The organism is Streptomyces sp. DSM 40868, assembly GCF_011820545.1.
GTDB classification, from domain to species: domain Bacteria; phylum Actinomycetota; class Actinomycetes; order Streptomycetales; family Streptomycetaceae; genus Streptomyces; species Streptomyces eurythermus.
Genome location: NZ_CP050504.1, coordinates 7,273,194 through 7,288,633 on the forward strand (window position 1 = coordinate 7,273,194; position 15,440 = coordinate 7,288,633).

The window sequence follows — 15,440 nt, forward strand, 5'->3', positions numbered from 1 at the left end:
GACCGGCCGGGAAGCCCCGACGGGCGCACCGGCCGGTGAGTAGTCCCGACGGCGTGTCGGTCGTCGGCCGAGAAGTCCCGACGACGTGTCGGCCGGCTGAGAACCCCGGACGGTGCGCCCGCCGGCCGGGAAGCCCCGACGGCGTGGCCGGGAAGCCCCGGCCGGCTCGGAGGGCCGTCGCCTAGAGCGGCAGCACCTCGCCCGCCGGGGCCGTCTGCGCGGGCGTCGGCACCGCCGGGAGTGCCACCTCGGCGGGCTCCGGCCGCTGCCGGGCCGGCCCGGCGGGCAGCAGCGGACGCGGTCCCGCCAGCACCGTGTAGTCCTGGCCGAGGAACGGCGGTTCGATCACCCCGGGGTCGTCGCCCAGCGCGAGCCGCACCGCCGCCCAGGGCGCGTTCACCCCACAGAGCGACAGCTGGTGCAGCCCGCCGGCGGGCCTGGTGTTGACGTCCAGCAGCACCGGGCGGTCGCCGAGCATCCGGAACTGGATGTTGGACAGATGGTGCAGCCCGAAGCCCTCCGCGATCAGCCGGGCCGGCGCCAGCCACCGCTCGTCCAGGGTGAAGCCCCGGCGGCGGCCGTTCTTGGTGCGGCCGATGGCGAGCCGTACCCGGTTGTCCGTCCCGGTCAGGCAGTCGACGGACACCTCCGGTTCCGCCAGGCGGGGCATCACCAGCCAGTCCACCGGCTCCCCGGACCGCCGCAGCGCGTCGAGGACCGCGTCCAGCTGCACGGACGCGCCGGGGTAGCCGCTCAGCTGGGACAGGGACAGGGGCGACCGGGTGATCACCCGGAAGCCGGCCCCGCCCGCCCCGGCGGCCGGCTTGACGCACGCCTGGTGCCCGGCCTCCTCCAAGTCCTCCACCGCGGCGAGGAGCTGGTCGGCCGTCCGGACCCGCCACCACGGCGGCACCGGGACACCCACCGAGCGCACCGCCTCGTACCCGATCGCCTTGTTCTCGAACACGGCGACCGCCTCGGGCGTCGGGGCCAGCAGCGCCGTACCGGCCGCCGCGAACTCGGCCCGGTGCGCCACGATCGCGGCCTGGTGCAGCCGGGGCACGAACACGTCGATGCCGCGCCGGGCGCACTGGTCGAGCGCGTATTCGACGTACGCGGCCGGGGACAGGCCCTCCGGCTCCAGCTCGGCCGTGTCGGCGGCGGCCAGCACCGGCGAGTCCGGATCACCGTGCGTGGCGTGGATCTCGACCGCCCGGTCACCGGGATTTCTCCGCAGCTGATCCATGAAGAACACGTTCTCCGCGTACGTGCGGTTGAGCCAGACGCGTACGCGAGAGAGCATGCAGGCCGCCTTTCGGGTGTGCGGGCAGGGCGGAGCGGCCCGTGCCCGGGCAGGTGCGAGGAAGGGTCACCAAACGGCCCTGGAGGCAAGGGAGTCGGGGCGCCGGTGTCGGGGCGATCATACGGCCAACCGGAGCCCCCTCGCGCACCCTGCCGGTGCGGGCCGCACCCCGCGTGTCAGTGGTTCCCGGACGTGGCCGCCTCCTCGGTGACGGCGGCGGGCGCGCCGGCCCCCGCCGAGGGCTCCGGCGAGCCGGCCACGGGAGCGTCGGCCGCCCGGGCACGGGGCAGCCACAGCGCGATCAGCAGGCCGAGGGCCATGCCGGCCGCGGTGAGCAGGACGACCAGGAACTCCCCGTCCGCGGTGGCGGCCCGCAGCGCCCGGCCGGTCTTGCCGTCGGTACCGGCGTCGGCGAGCGCGGTGAGCACGGCCAGGCCGATGGCGTTGCCCAGGTTGAGGGTGGTGGAGGCCATGCCGTTGGCGATGCCCTGTTCGCCGGGCGCGACCTTGGTGGCGGCGGCGATCCACATGGACGTCCACACGATGCCCTGACCCACCCCGGAGACGATCAGCCCGGGTACGGCGATGCCGTAGCCGGCGTCCGCGTCGAAGCCGAGGGAGAGGGCGGCGGTGCCCACCGCGCCGACCAGGAAGCCCGTGATCAGCGTGGTGCGCGCGCCCAGCCGGGTGGTCATGCGCTCGCCGAGCTGGGTGCCGGCGGCGATGGCGACGGAGGGCACGAGGAAGGCGAGCCCGGTGTCCAGGGCGCTGAAGCCGTGCACCGACTGCAGCAGCACGGTGAGGAAGTAGGGCAGGGTGCCGAACGTGGCCATGTACAGGAACGTCACCGTGATGGCCACGCTCAGGCTGCGGTTGCGGAACAGCCGGAACGGCATCAGCGGGTCGGCGCTGCGGGACTCGATCGCGGCGAACGCGGCGAGGCACACCACGGCGGCGACGGCCGCGCCGATGACCGCCGGCGCGGCCCAGCCCCACTCCGGGCCCTCCACCAGCGCGAAGACGAGCAGGGTGGCGCCGGCGGTGACGGTCAGGGCGCCGGGCAGGTCGAACCGGCGGCCCGCGCCGCCCGCCGGGTCGCGCGGGATGACGAACACGGCGGCCAGGGCGACGAGCCCGGCCAGCGGCACGTTGACGAAGAACACGGCGGGCCAGCCGAAGGCCTCGGTGAGCAGGCCGCCCAGCAGCGCGCCGACGGTCAGGCCGCTGGCCCCGGCCCCGCCCCACACGGCGAGCGCCCGGTTCCGCCTCGGGCCCTCCTCGAACAGGGTGTTGATCAGCGACAGCGTGGACGGCAGCAGCAGCGCGCCGCCGATGCCCTGCACCGCCCGCGCGGCGACGATGACCTCCGGGCTGCCCGCCAGTCCGCCGGCCAGCGAGGAGACGGCGTACACGGAGAGCGCGAGCACGAAGATCCGGCGCCGGCCGAGCAGATCGGCGGCCCGGCCGCCGAGCAGCAGGAAGCCGCCGGCGAAGACCACGTAGGCGCTGACGACCAGTTGCTGGGTCTGGCCGGGGAAGTCCAGGTCGGCGCCGATGTCGGGCAGGGCGACGAACACGATGTTCAGGTCGAGGGAGAAGATCAGCTGGGCCAGCGCCAGCAGCGCCAGGCTCCAGCCCGGCCGGGTCCGGCCGGTTCCGGTCGGCCGCGTGTGCGGCCCGGGGGAGGGGGACATGGTCGGCCCTTCGGGTCATGGGCAGGGCGGCCCGGCTCACTACGACAGTTCGTATAGTTGCGTACTGTCGAACTTTCGCTCAGTGGGACCATCGGTATCCGGTCACACCGCCGTCGGCCGCCGAGGGCCCGTGCGTTCCGGTGCCGGATCTGGACGCGCGCCTGGCCGGGCGGTCGCGATACCGTGGAGCGGTGATCCGGCACGACCCGGACCCGGGACGGAATCCGGTCCGGGAGCCTCCTCCACGGTGACCGGAAAACGACCATGACCCGCCAAGTCGCCCTCGGGCCCGGGAAGCTGACGCCCGGCCAGAAGACTCTTGTCCCGGGCGGGGTCGGTGTGTTCTTGTGGTGCCATCGGATGATCGGAAGGGGTGTGCGGGGTGGAGTCGACGGCCGGCGCCGGACAGCTGCTCGCCATCAGCGACCTGCACATCGGCTATCCGGACAACCGCGCCCTCGTGGAGGGCATGCGGCCCGAGAGCGACGAGGACTGGTTGATCGTGGCCGGCGACGTCGCCGAGACCGTGGCCGACATCCGCTGGGCCCTCGGCACGCTCGCGAGCCGCTTCCGCAAGGTGCTGTGGGTGCCCGGCAACCACGAGCTGTGGACGCACCCCAGGGACGAGGTCACCCTGCGCGGCGTCGCCCGCTACGAACACCTGGTCGAGGTCTGCCGGGAACTGGGCGTCGTCACCCCCGAGGACCCCTACCCCGTGTGGCGCGGCGCCGGCGGGCCGGCCGTCGTCGCCCCGCTGTTCCTGCTGTACGACTACTCGTTCCTGCCGGCCGGCTGCGCCACCAAGGCGGAGGGCCTGGCCTACGCGGAGAGCACGGGCATCGTCTGCAACGACGAGTACCTGCTGCACCCCGACCCCTACCCGACCCGTGAGGCGTGGTGCCGGGCCCGGGTCGCCGAGACCGAGCGCCGGCTGGCCGAGCTGCCCGAGGACCTCCCGACCGTGCTGGCCAACCACTACCCGCTGGACCGGCACCCCACCGAGATCCTCTGGCACCCCGAGTTCGCCATGTGGTGCGGCACCGGGCTGACCGCCGACTGGCACCGCAGGTTCCGGGTCGCCACCATGGTCTACGGCCATCTGCACATCCCCCGCACCACCTGGCACGACGGAGTCCGCTTCATGGAGGTCTCCGTGGGATACCCCCGCGAATGGCGCAAGCGCCCGGAACCGCCGGGAAGGCTGCGCCGCATCCTGCCGATGGAGGTCGAAGCAGGTGATCGAGGAGCTGCTCCCGGAGTCGGTCGTGGCCGTGGAGGCGCACACTGACGACCCGCTGTGGGAGACCCCGCTCTACCCGGCGGAGGAGGCGCTCGTCGTGCGCGCGGTGACCAAGCGGCGCCGTGAGTTCGCCGCCGTGCGCGGCTGTGCCCGGCGCGCCATGGAGAAGCTCGGCGTGCCGCCGCAGGCCGTGCTCAGCGGCGAGCGGGGCGCCCCGCTGTGGCCGGACGGGCTGGTCGGCAGCATGACCCACTGCGACGGCTACTGCGCCGCCGCGCTGGTCCGCGCCGCCGACCTCGCCTCCCTCGGCATCGACGCCGAGCCGCACGGGCCGCTCCCCGAGGGCGTCGGCGACGCCGTGTTCCTGCCCGCCGAGTCCGCGCGGCTCGGCGAGCTGGCCCTGCGCCGGCCAACCGTGCACTGGGACCGGCTCCTGTTCAGCGCCAAGGAGTCCGTCTACAAGGCGTGGTTCCCCCTCACCCGCAAGTGGCTCGACTTCTCCGAGGCCGACATCACCCTGCACCCGGACAGCGGCGGCGCGTCGTACGGCACCCTGCGCGCCGAACTCCTCGTGCCCGGGCCCCTGGTCGGCGGCCGGCGCCTCCAGGCCTTCGAGGGACGGTGGATCGTCCGGGACGGAGTGGCGGCGACGTCCGTCGTCGTACCGCACGCGTCCCCGGCCCCGAGTCCCTGACGGACCGGCGGACCGCGTACCGAACTCCGCCCCTGACGGCGGGTGAACCGCGTACCGTACCCGCCCCCGCGCCCCTGACGGCCGGTGAACCGCGTACCCCGCCCGCCCCAGCGCCCCGGCACCGGGCGTCCCGCGCGCCGCCGGGCCGTCAGGCGGGCGGGTACCAGTCGCGCAGCAGGCGGAAGAACTCCGCCTCGTTGCCCGCCAGTCCGGCGTGGGCCAGCGCCTGTTCGGCCTCGGCGAGGACCGCGGGCGGCAGGACGGCGGGGCGGCCGGCCTCCGGCGGCGCGTCGAGGGCGGCGCGCACCGTGTGGAGCAGCCGCAGATACGCCTGGACGGCGGTGCGCTCACGATCGGTCAGTACGGCGGTGGGCATCGTCGGCTCTCCCCGGGTAGGCGTCACGGTCACGCGCCCTGACGGCGCCGTGCACCGCGTCCCGCGGCGCACACCCCCAGCTTGCCGCCCGCCACTGACAATCCCGTCCGGCTCGGCCCGTGTTCGCCCGCTCAGCGCAGGCGCGAGGAGGAAACGGCCGCGTCCGGGCGTGCCGTACGGCCCGGCACCGGCGGGCGCCCGGACCCGCCGCCCGCATTCACGACTCGGGCCGCTTCACGCTCTCCAGGAGCATGTCCAGCCACTCCGCGACCTTGTCCCGGTGCTGGTCGGTGGGCAACTGCGCGGCCCGCCAGGCGATACCGCGCACCCCGTGGTCCTGCAACAACCGCTCCAGCGGATCCTCCGCGGCCTCGCCATCGGCCCGCTCCCGGTCCGCGAGCTTCTGCAGCAGCTCCTGCTCGACGCGCTGTAACGCGCCCGCCAGCGCCTCGGGGTCCTCCGCGGTGAGGAAGCCGGCGTGCACCCGGAAGAAGCGCTGCAACGCGTCGCAGTGCTCCATGGTGGGCCGCCGGTCGCCGTTGATGAGGGCGCCGGCCTGCTGCCGGGACATGCCCGCGCCGTCGGCGATCTCCTGCTGGGTGTAGCGGCGTCCGCCCGGTTTCAGCCGGGTGCGGCGCAACAGGTCCAGGCGCTGCAGGAACCGGGCCTGGACGTCCGGTTCGCCCGCCGGCCGTCCGCTGAGCAGGGCCCTGACCACCGGCTCGGGCACCCCGCAGGCGATGGAGAGCCGCCCGACGTCGAAGACCTCGGCGTGCGGTACGCCGAGGCGGTCGGCGAGCGCGGTGACGCGGGCGACGACGGCCGGCAGCTGGGCGGTCGCCGAGGCGCCCGGATCCTCGTAGCCATCCGTCACCGACAGAACTCCTACGTCTCTAAAGAGGGCTTCAGGTGCGTCCGTGCTTCTCACGAGCGATCGCCGTGAACTTCCCGGAGAGTAGCCCGTGTCCGGAACCCACATCCAGGTGTCGCCACAACTGTGGCGAATTTCAGCCGTCAACCGGCATGAAATGCCACGATAGTTGACACGACTCTTGCCTGGGCAGCAGGATCGCATCGCCGCGTGAAAGGCCGCAGAGGCAAGAGGGGTGACCTCCCGATGGCACATCAGGCAGGAGGGCAGCGGCCGGCACCGCGGCCCGTCCCCGACACTTGCGACACCCAGGCGTACCTCCAGGACTACGGGGCGCTGCTGGAGTACATGTCGTGCCCGTCCATGGTCGTCGACCACCAGTGGAACGTGGTCATGGCGAACCGGGCGTTCGAGGCGCTGTTCCGCGGCGTCGGCCCGCATCCGACGGCCATGCCGGGGGTGAACTTCCTGCGGTTCGTGCTGTTCCACCCGGACGCGGGCGGGATCCTCGGCGAGCACGAAGCGGCCTGGTGCCTGCCGATGCTGGCCCAGCTGCGCACCGCGCTGGAGTTCTACGGCCACGACCACGAACTCCAGGCCGTGCGCCGGGAGATCGCCCAGGATCCGATCATGGAGGCCGCCTACCGGCACGGCCTGCCGCACTGGATCAGCGCCGTCGGCGAGGCCGCGACCCGGCTCGACGGCGCCGTACGCCTCCTGCACCACCCGGACCCGCGTCACGGGCGCACCGAGTGCCGCATCGTGGAGGAGGCGCCGCAGCCGCTGCGGGAGCTGGGCTACCGGCGCCTGACGATGGTGCTGCGCGAGCCCCGCCGCCCCACCTCGACCGTGCGCCGCCCCCGCCGGCCCCGAGGCACCACGTCCCACCTCACGGCGGTCCCGGCACCCGAAGGGTGACCCCACCCGCCCCCTGCCGCCTTTACGCAAGTCGCTTGCAATGCTTGCGCTAGCCTTGCGCTCATGACGCGACGACTTGCGGAAGTGGCCAAGAAGGTCGGGGTCAGCGAGGCCACCGTCAGCCGGGTGCTCAACGGCAAACCCGGGGTCTCCGACGCCACCCGGCAGGCCGTGCTGACGGCACTCGACGTGCTCGGCTACGAGCGCCCCACCCAGCTGCGCGGCGAACGCGCCCGGCTCGTCGGCCTGGTCCTGCCCGAGCTGCAGAACCCCATCTTCCCGGCGTTCGCCGAGGTCATCGGCGGTGCTCTGGCCCAGCTCGGGCTGACCCCGGTGCTGTGCACCCAGACCAAGGGCGGGGTCTCGGAGGCGGACTACGTCGAGCTGCTGCTCCAGCAGCAGGTCTCCGGCGTCGTGTTCGCCGGCGGCCTGTACGCCCAGGCCGACGCGCCGCACGACCACTACCGGCTGCTCGCCGCGCGCAACATCCCGGTCGTGCTGGTCAACGCGGCCATCGAGCACCTCGGTTTCCCGGGCGTGTCCTGCGACGACGCCGTGGCCGTCGAGCAGGCCTGGCGGCACCTGGCCTCACTCGGCCACGAGCGCATCGGCCTGCTCCTCGGCCCCGCCGACCACGTCCCCTCGGCCCGCAAGCTCGCCGCCGCCCGGGCGATCGCCGGCGATCTGCCGGAGGAGTTCGTCGCGCGGGCCATCTTCTCCCTCGAGGGCGGGCACGCCGCCGCCTCCCGGCTGCTCGACCGGGGTGTCACCGGCATCATCTGCGCCTCCGACCCGCTGGCCCTCGGCGCCGTCCGGGCGGCCCGGCGCAAGGGGTACGACGTCCCGGGCCGGGTCTCCGTCGTGGGCTACGACGACTCGGCGTTCATGAACTGCACCGAACCCCCGCTGACCACCGTCCGCCAGCCCATCGAGGCCATGGGGCGCGCGGCCGTGGAGCTGCTGAACGCGCAGATCGGCGGCACCGCCGTACCCGCCGAGGAGCTGCTGTTCGAGCCGGAGCTGGTGGTGCGCGGCTCCACCGCGCAAGCACCGCGCGACTGATCCTCCGTGAGATCCGGCCACCTGTCGAATAATTACAGATTCCGCTCGACATCTTGCGAACGAAAGTCGGCGGTGCTTGAGTGTGCGGCGCCCACCGCTCCTGCCACGAGTGTCATGAGGGGTCCACCGATGAGACACACCGGGTTCCGCCGTACCGTCGTCGCGATCGGCGTCTGTTCCTCCCTCGCCCTCGCCGCCACCGCCTGCGGGTCCGGCGCCGACGGCGCGGCGAGCGGCAAGACCCGCATCACCGTCAACTGCGAGCCGCCCAGGAGCGCCAAGGTCGACCGCGCCTTCTTCGAGGCGGACACCGCCGCCTTCGAACAGGCCCACCCGGACATCGATGTCGTCGCCCACGACGCCTTCCCCTGCCAGGACCCGAAGACCTTCGACGCCAAACTCGCCGGCGGCCAGATGGAGGACGTCTTCTACACGTACTTCACCGACGTCCGGCACGTCGTGGACCTGGGCCAGGCCGCCGACCTCACCCCGTACCTGAAGGAACTCAAGAGCTACGACAGCATCCAGAAGCAGCTGCGGGACATCTACACCGTCGACGGGAAGGTCTACGGCATCCCGCGCACCGGCTACTCCATGGGGCTGATCTACAACCGCGCCCTGTTCCGCGAGGCCGGGCTGGACCCCGACCGGCCCCCGGCGACCTGGGACGAGGTCCGCGCCGCCGCCCGGAAGATCGCCGCCCTGGGCGACGGCACGGTCGGTTACGCCGACTACAGCGCCCAGAACCAGGGCGGCTGGCACTTCACCGCCGAGCTGTACGCGCAAGGCGGCGACGTCGTGAGCGCCGACGGCGAGAAGGCCACCATCGACACCCCCGAGGGCCGCGCCGTACTGCGGAACCTGCACGACATGCGGTGGACCGACGACTCGATGGGCAGCAGACAGCTCCTCGTCCTCAACGACGTGCAGCAGATGATGGGTTCGGGCAAGCTCGGCATGTACCTCGCCGCCCCCGACAACATCCCGATCCTGGTCAAGGAGAAGGGCGGCGACTACCAGGACCTCGCCCTGGCCCCCATGCCGGGCGGCCACGCCACCCTCATCGGCGGCGACGGCTACATGTTCCGCAAGAAGGCCACGCCCGCCCAGATCCGGGCCGGCCTGAAGTGGCTCGACCACATGTTCCTCACCCCGGGCAAGGGCTTCCTCGGCGACTACGCCCGCGCCAGGAAGCACGGCGCGCCCGTCGGCCTGCCCGAACCGCGCCTGTTCACCGGTGCCGCCGACGCCACCGACCAACGGGTGAAACAAGCCAACGCCAACGTCCCGGTGGAGAACTACCGGGCGTTTCTCGACGGCAACGGCAAACTCCGGCTGAAGACGGAGCCGCCGCACGCCCAGCAGATCTACTCCGTCCTCGACGGCGTCGTCTCCGCCGTGCTCACCAAGGAGGACGCCGACATCGACCAGCTCCTCGAGGAGGCGTCCGGAAAGATCGACAGCATTCTGGCCCGGGGCTGACCGCCATGACGAAGACGGCCGAGCGACGGCCCGTCGCCCACCCGCCCGTCCCGCCGCTCCCGGCACCCACCCCGGCCGGGCGCCGCCGGCGCCGCCTGGCCGACCAGGCCCGCGCCTACGGCTTCCTCCTCGGCGGCCTGCTCTGCTTCGCCCTGTTCTCCTGGGGCCCGGCGATCCGCGCGGTCGTCATCTCCTTCCAGAGGTACACCCCGGGCTCACCGCCCGCGTGGGCCGGCACCGCCAACTTCACCCGCGTCCTCGACGACCCCGAGTTCGCCGACGCCTGGCGCAACACCCTCACCTTCACCCTGCTGGCGCTGCTCATCGGCTTCGCGGTCCCCTTCGTGCTCGCGCTCGTCCTGAACGAACTGCGGCACGCCAAGCCCTTCTTCCACGTGGTGGTCTATCTGCCGGTGATGATCCCGCCGGTGGTCAGTGCCCTGCTGTGGAAGTGGTTCTACGACCCGGGAGCCGGCCTCGCCAACGAGGCCCTGCGCCTGCTGCACCTGCCCACCTCGAACTGGACGAACGGCACCGACACCGCGCTGGTCTCCCTGGTGCTCGTCGCGACCTGGGCCAACATGGGCGGCACCGTCCTCGTCTACCTCGCCGCGCTCCAGTCCATCCCCGGCGAGCTGTACGAGGCGGCCGAACTGGACGGCGCGAACCTCCTCCAGCGCGTGCGGCACGTCACGATCCCCCAGACCCGGTTCGTGATCCTGATGCTGATGCTTCTTCAGATCATCGCCACCATGCAGGTGTTCACCGAACCGTTCGTCATCACCGGCGGCGGACCGGAGAACTCCACCGTCACCGTGCTCTACCTGATCTACAAATACGCCTTCCTCTACAACGACTTCGGCGGTGCCTGCGCCCTCAGCGTCATGCTCCTGGTCCTGCTCGGCGCCTTCTCCGCCCTGTATCTGCGGCTCACCCGCACCGAGGGGGACACATGACCCCGGGCACCCGCACCCTGATCTCCCCGGCCGCCCTCGCCCGTCCCCGCGGAAAGGCCCTCTACTGGACGGTGTTCACCACCGTCACCGTCCTCTTCGCGCTCGCCTTCCTCTTCCCCGTGTACTGGATGGTGACCGGCGCGCTGAAGTCGCCCGACGAGGTGGCCCGCACCCCGCCCACCCCGCTGCCCGAGCACTGGCACCCCGGCGGCTACACCGACGCCTGGGAGCTGATGGAGCTGCCGCGGCACCTGGGGAACACCGTCGTCCAGGCGGCCGGGGCCTGGGCCTTCCAACTGGTGTTCTGCACCGCCGCCGCCTACTCCCTGTCCAAGTTGCGCCCGGCGTTCGGCAAGGTGGTCCTCGGCGGCATCCTCGCCACCCTCATGGTCCCGGCGCAGGCGCTGGTCGTCCCCAAGTACCTGACCGTCGCCGACCTGCCGCTGATCCACACCAGCCTGCTCAACGACCCCCTCGCCGTCTGGCTGCCGGCGGTCGCCAACGCCTTCAACCTCTACCTGCTCAAACGCTTCTTCGACCAGTTGCCGCGCGAGGTGCTGGAGGCCGCCGAGATCGACGGCGCCGGAAAGCTCCGCGTCCTGTGGTCCGTCGTGCTGCCCATGTCCCGGCCGGTGCTCGGCGTGGTGTCGATCTTCGCGCTGGTCGCCGTCTGGCAGGACTTCCTGTGGCCGCTGATGGTCTTCTCCGACACCGGCAAACAGCCGATCAGCGTGGCCCTGGTGCAGCTGTCGCAGAACGTCCAGCTCACCGTGCTCCTTGCCGCGATGGTGATCGCCAGCATCCCGATGGTGGCGCTCTTCCTCGTCTTCCAGCGGCACATCATCGCCGGGATCGGCGCGGGCAGCACCAAGGGCTGACGCCGCATCCCCGACCACAGAAAGGCCAAGCTCCGTGGGACAGCCCACCCCTGCCCGCAAAGACCCCGACTGGTGGCGTGACGCCGTCATCTACCAGGTGTACGTCCGCAGCTTCGCGGACGGCGACGGCGACGGCACCGGCGACCTCGCGGGAGTCCGCGCCCGGCTGCCGTACCTGGCCGAACTCGGCGTGGACGCCCTGTGGTTCACCCCCTGGTACCTGTCGCCCCTGAAGGACGGCGGCTACGACGTCGCCGACTACCGGACCATCGACCCGGCCTTCGGCACCCTCGCCGAGGCGGAGAAACTCATCGCCGAGGCCGCCGGGCTGGGCATCCGCACGATCGTCGACATCGTGCCCAACCACGTCTCCGACCAGCACCCCTGGTTCCGGGCCGCGCTCGCCGCCGGGCCCGGCAGCCCCGAACGCGAGCTGTTCCACTTCCGGCCCGGACGCGGCCCGCACGGCGAACTCCCGCCCAACGACTGGCCCTCGCAGTTCGCCGGCTCCACCGAACCGGTGTGGACCCGGCTGCCCGACGGCGACTGGTACCTGCACCTGTTCACCCCCGAACAACCCGACCTCAACTGGGCCCACCCGGCCGTCCGCCAGGAACACGAGGACGTCCTGCGCTTCTGGTTCGAGCGGGGCGTCGCGGGCGTCCGCATCGACTCGGCGGCCCTGCTCGCCAAGGACCCGGACCTCCCCGACCTCGCCGCACACCCCGACCCCCACCCCTTCCTCGACCGCGACGAACTCCACGACATCTACCGCTCCTGGCGGCGCGTGGCCGACGAGTACGACGGCGTCTTCGTCGGGGAGGTCTGGCTCCCCGACCCCGAGCGCTTCGCCCGCTACCTGCGCCCCGACGAACTCCACACCGCCTTCAACTTCTCCTTCCTCACATGCCCTTGGGACGCCGGCCGGCTGCGCGCCGCGATCGACACCACCCTCGCCGAGCACGCACCCGTCGGCGCCCCGGCCACCTGGGTGCTGTGCAATCACGACGTCACCCGCACCGTCACCCGCTACGGCCGCGCGGACACCGCCTTCGACTTCGCCACCAAGGCCTTCGGCACCCCGGCGGACCTCGCGCTCGGCACCCGGCGGGCCCGGGCCGCAGCCCTGCTGTCGCTGGCGCTGCCCGGCGCGGTCTACCTCTACCAGGGCGAGGAGCTGGGCCTGCCGGAGGCCGACATCCCGCTCGAGAGCATCCAGGACCCGATGCACTTCCGCTCGGGCGGCACCGACCCCGGCCGCGACGGCTGCCGGGTGCCGCTGCCCTGGGCCGCCGGCCTGCCGTACGCCGGATTCGGCTCCCGCGAGGAGCCGTGGCTGCCGCAGCCGGCCGACTGGCCGTCGTACGCGGTCGACCGCCAGCGGCGGGACCCGCACTCCATGCTCTCCCTCTACCGCACGGCCATCGCCCTGCGCCGCGTGTTCGGTGCCGGCCCCCTGACCTGGCTTCCCGCCCCCGACGGCGTGCTCGCCTTCGCCCGCGCGGACGCGCTGTGCGTGGTCAACCTCTCGGCCACGCCCGCCCCGCTCCCCGCGCACTCCCGGCTCCTGCTCGCCAGCGGCCCCCTGGACCCCACGGGCCGGCTGCCCCAGGACACGGCGGCCTGGCTGCGCGCCTGAGCCACGTCGCACGTACCACCGCACCATCACGCGCCCGAGCCGCACCACCGCACCATCGCACCATCGCGCGCCCGCACCGCGCCCCACGCACCACCGCGCTGTCCCACGCACCCACCACGAAGGGATCGGCACATGCACAACAGAAGCACCGGACACCTCCGGCGCATGCCGGCCGTCGGGGCGGTCGTCGCCCTCGCCGCCGGCATGCTCGTCACCCTCGCCCCGGCCGCCCACGCGGCGGCGGGCGCCACGCTCCCCTTCACCTCCGTGGAGGCCGAGTCGGCGAGCGGCAACGGCACCCGGATCGGCCCCGACCACACGCAGGGCACGCTCGCCTCGGAGGCATCCGGCCGGCAGGCCGTCCGGCTGGCGCCCGGGCAGCGGGTGGAGTTCACCGTCCCGCGCACGGCCGACGCGCTCAACCTCGCCTACAGCGTCCCCGACGGCCAGTCCGGCGCGCTCGCCGTGTACGTCAACGGCAGCCGGCTCGCCAAGACCCTGCCGGTGACCGCCAAGTACTCCTACGTCGACACCGGCTGGATCACCGGCTCCAGGACCCACCACTTCTTCGACAACACCCGCATGCTGCTGGGCCGGACCGTCCAGGCCGGCGACAAGGTCGCCGTCGAGGCGACCGATGTGCAAGTCACCGTCGACGTCGCCGACTTCGAGCAGGCGGGCGCGGCCACCTCCCAGCCCGCCGGATCGGTGTCCGTCGTCGCCAAGGGCGCCGACCCCACCGGCAACGGCGACTCCACCCAGGCGTTCCGGGACGCCATCGCCGCAGCCCAGGGCGGCACGGTCTGGATCCCGCCGGGCGACTACCGGATCACCTCCTCCCTTAGCGGCGTGCAGAACGTCACCCTCCAGGGCGCCGGCCCCTGGTACTCGGTCGTGCACACCTCCCGCTTCATCGACCAACCGAGCTCCGTCGGCAACGTGCGCATCAAGGACTTCGCGGTCATCGGCGAGGTCACCGAGCGCGTCGACTCCAGCCCGGACAACTTCGTCAACGGCTCGCTCGGCCCCGGGAGTTCGGTATCGGGCATGTGGCTCCAGCACCTGAAGGTCGGTCTGTGGCTCACCGGCAACAACGACAACCTGGTGGTGGAGAACAACCGCATCCTCGACACCACCGCCGACGGCCTCAACCTCAACGGCAACGCCAAGGGCGTCCGGGTGCGGAACAACTTCCTGCGCAACCAGGGCGACGACGCCCTCGCCATGTGGTCCCTGTACGCCCCGGACACCGACTCGTCCTTCGAGCACAACACCATCTCGCAGCCCAACCTCGCCAACGGCATCGCCGTCTACGGCGGCACCGACATCGCCGTGCGGGACAACCTGATCTCCGACACCAACGCCCTCGGCAGCGGCATCGCGATCTCCAACCAGAAGTTCCTCGATCCGTTCCACCCGCTGGCCGGCACCATCACGGTCGACGGCAACACACTGGTGCGCGCCGGCGCCATGAACCCCAACTGGAACCACCCGATGGGCGCGCTGCGCGTCGACTCCTACGACAGCGCCGTCAACGCCACCGTGAACATCACCGACACCACGATCACCGACAGCCCGTACAGCGCCTTCGAGTTCGTCTCCGGCGGCGGGCAGGGCTACCCGGTGCGCAACGTCAACGTCACCGGGGCGACCGTACGGAACACCGGGACGGTCGTCGTCCAGGCCGAGGCTCAGGGCGCCGCCGTCTTCAGGAACGTCACCGCCACCCAGGTAGGTGCGGCCGGCGTGTACAACTGCCCCTTCCCGGCGAACTCCGGCTCCTTCACGCTCACCGACGGCGGCGGCAATTCCGGCTGGTCGAGCACCTGGTCGGACTGCTCGACCTGGCCGCGGCCCGGACAGGGCAACCCCGAACCCGACCCGAACCGCAACCTCGCGAAGGGCCGCCCGGCCACCGCGACCGGCTCCCAGGACGTCTACACGCCCGGCAAGGCGGTCGACGGCGACGCGAACTCGTACTGGGAGTCGGCCAACAACGCCTTCCCGCAGTCCTGGACGGTCGACCTCGGCGCGTCCTACGGAGTGCGCCGCCTAGTGCTGAAGCTGCCGCCGTCGGCGGCCTGGGGCGCCCGCACCCAGACCCTCGCGGTGCTCGGCAGCGCCGACGGCACGACCTGGACGACGGTGGCCGGCGCCCAGGGCCACCGCTTCGACCCCGCCACCGGCAACACCGCGACCGTGTCCCTGCCCGACGGAACGAACCTGCGCCATCTGCGCCTGACCGTCACCGCCAACACCGGCTGGCCCGCAGGTCAGTTCAGCGAGGTGGAGGTCTATTCGTCCTGACCCCGGACAGCGAGGGAGCC

General features: G+C 72.5%; 13 protein-coding genes. 9 read left to right on the plus strand and 4 right to left on the minus strand.

What is annotated here, in order from left to right:
• Positions 1–181: 181 nt before the first annotated feature.
• Both HB370_RS32940 and HB370_RS32945 read right to left on the minus strand, forming a co-directional pair.
• Positions 182–1,303 (minus strand): ATP-grasp domain-containing protein, encoded by a 1,122-nt coding sequence (locus HB370_RS32940; protein ID WP_030788860.1) that lies wholly within the window; start codon positions 1,301–1,303, stop codon positions 182–184.
• A 176-nt stretch (positions 1,304–1,479) separates the two neighbouring features.
• Positions 1,480–2,997 (minus strand): MFS transporter, encoded by a 1,518-nt coding sequence (locus HB370_RS32945; protein WP_051816035.1) that lies wholly within the window; start codon positions 2,995–2,997, stop codon positions 1,480–1,482.
• Between the two features lie 382 nt (positions 2,998–3,379).
• Here HB370_RS32945 and HB370_RS32950 point away from each other — a divergent pair, with 382 nt between their 5' ends.
• Together HB370_RS32950 and HB370_RS32955 are read left to right on the plus strand one after the other, a co-directional pair.
• Entirely contained in the window at positions 3,380–4,285 is a 906-nt protein-coding gene (locus HB370_RS32950; RefSeq protein ID WP_030788854.1) for a metallophosphoesterase, read from the plus strand.
• The gene (locus tag HB370_RS32955; protein WP_030788851.1) at positions 4,233–4,931 is read left to right on the plus strand and encodes a 4'-phosphopantetheinyl transferase superfamily protein; all 699 of its coding nucleotides are present in this window, start codon (positions 4,233–4,235) and stop codon (positions 4,929–4,931) included. Before HB370_RS32950 ends, HB370_RS32955 begins: the two co-directional genes overlap by 53 nt.
• A 148-nt stretch (positions 4,932–5,079) precedes the next feature.
• Here HB370_RS32955 and HB370_RS32960 read toward each other — a convergent pair whose 3' ends face one another.
• Positions 5,080–5,307 carry a hypothetical protein gene (locus tag HB370_RS32960; protein WP_167513058.1) on the minus strand — a complete coding sequence of 76 codons (228 nt, stop codon included), beginning with the start codon at positions 5,305–5,307 and terminating at the stop codon, positions 5,080–5,082.
• Between the two features lie 217 nt (positions 5,308–5,524).
• Complete coding sequence (locus HB370_RS32965) at positions 5,525–6,181, minus strand: helix-turn-helix transcriptional regulator (protein WP_030788845.1); 657 nt, start codon at positions 6,179–6,181, stop codon at positions 5,525–5,527.
• 243 nt (positions 6,182–6,424) lie between these two features.
• Between HB370_RS32965 and HB370_RS32970 the strand changes: the two genes are divergently transcribed.
• The 7 genes from HB370_RS32970 (at position 6,425) to HB370_RS33000 (ending at position 15,420) form a co-directional block, all read left to right on the plus strand.
• The gene (locus HB370_RS32970) at positions 6,425–7,096 is read left to right on the plus strand and encodes a hypothetical protein (protein WP_030788841.1); all 672 of its coding nucleotides are present in this window, start codon (positions 6,425–6,427) and stop codon (positions 7,094–7,096) included.
• Positions 7,097–7,159: 63 nt separating this feature from the next.
• A complete protein-coding gene (locus tag HB370_RS32975; RefSeq protein WP_030788837.1) occupies positions 7,160–8,158 on the plus strand; it encodes a LacI family DNA-binding transcriptional regulator in 999 nt (332 codons plus the stop codon).
• 129 nt (positions 8,159–8,287) lie between these two features.
• On the plus strand, positions 8,288–9,640 hold the full coding sequence (locus HB370_RS32980) for a sugar ABC transporter substrate-binding protein (RefSeq protein WP_030788829.1): 1,353 nt from the start codon (positions 8,288–8,290) through the stop codon (positions 9,638–9,640).
• Between the two features lie 5 nt (positions 9,641–9,645).
• Positions 9,646–10,596 (plus strand): sugar ABC transporter permease, encoded by a 951-nt coding sequence (locus HB370_RS32985; RefSeq protein ID WP_030788827.1) that lies wholly within the window; start codon positions 9,646–9,648, stop codon positions 10,594–10,596.
• Positions 10,593–11,474, plus strand: a complete 882-nt coding sequence (locus HB370_RS32990) for a carbohydrate ABC transporter permease (protein WP_030788820.1) — start codon at positions 10,593–10,595, stop codon at positions 11,472–11,474. Before HB370_RS32985 ends, HB370_RS32990 begins: the two co-directional genes overlap by 4 nt.
• A gap of 34 nt (positions 11,475–11,508) precedes the next feature.
• Positions 11,509–13,113, plus strand: coding sequence for a glycoside hydrolase family 13 protein (locus tag HB370_RS32995; RefSeq protein WP_030788818.1), 1,605 nt, complete (start codon positions 11,509–11,511; stop codon positions 13,111–13,113).
• Between the two features lie 132 nt (positions 13,114–13,245).
• A complete protein-coding gene (locus HB370_RS33000) occupies positions 13,246–15,420 on the plus strand; it encodes a discoidin domain-containing protein (RefSeq protein ID WP_030788816.1) in 2,175 nt (724 codons plus the stop codon).
• Positions 15,421–15,440: the final 20 nt, after the last annotated feature.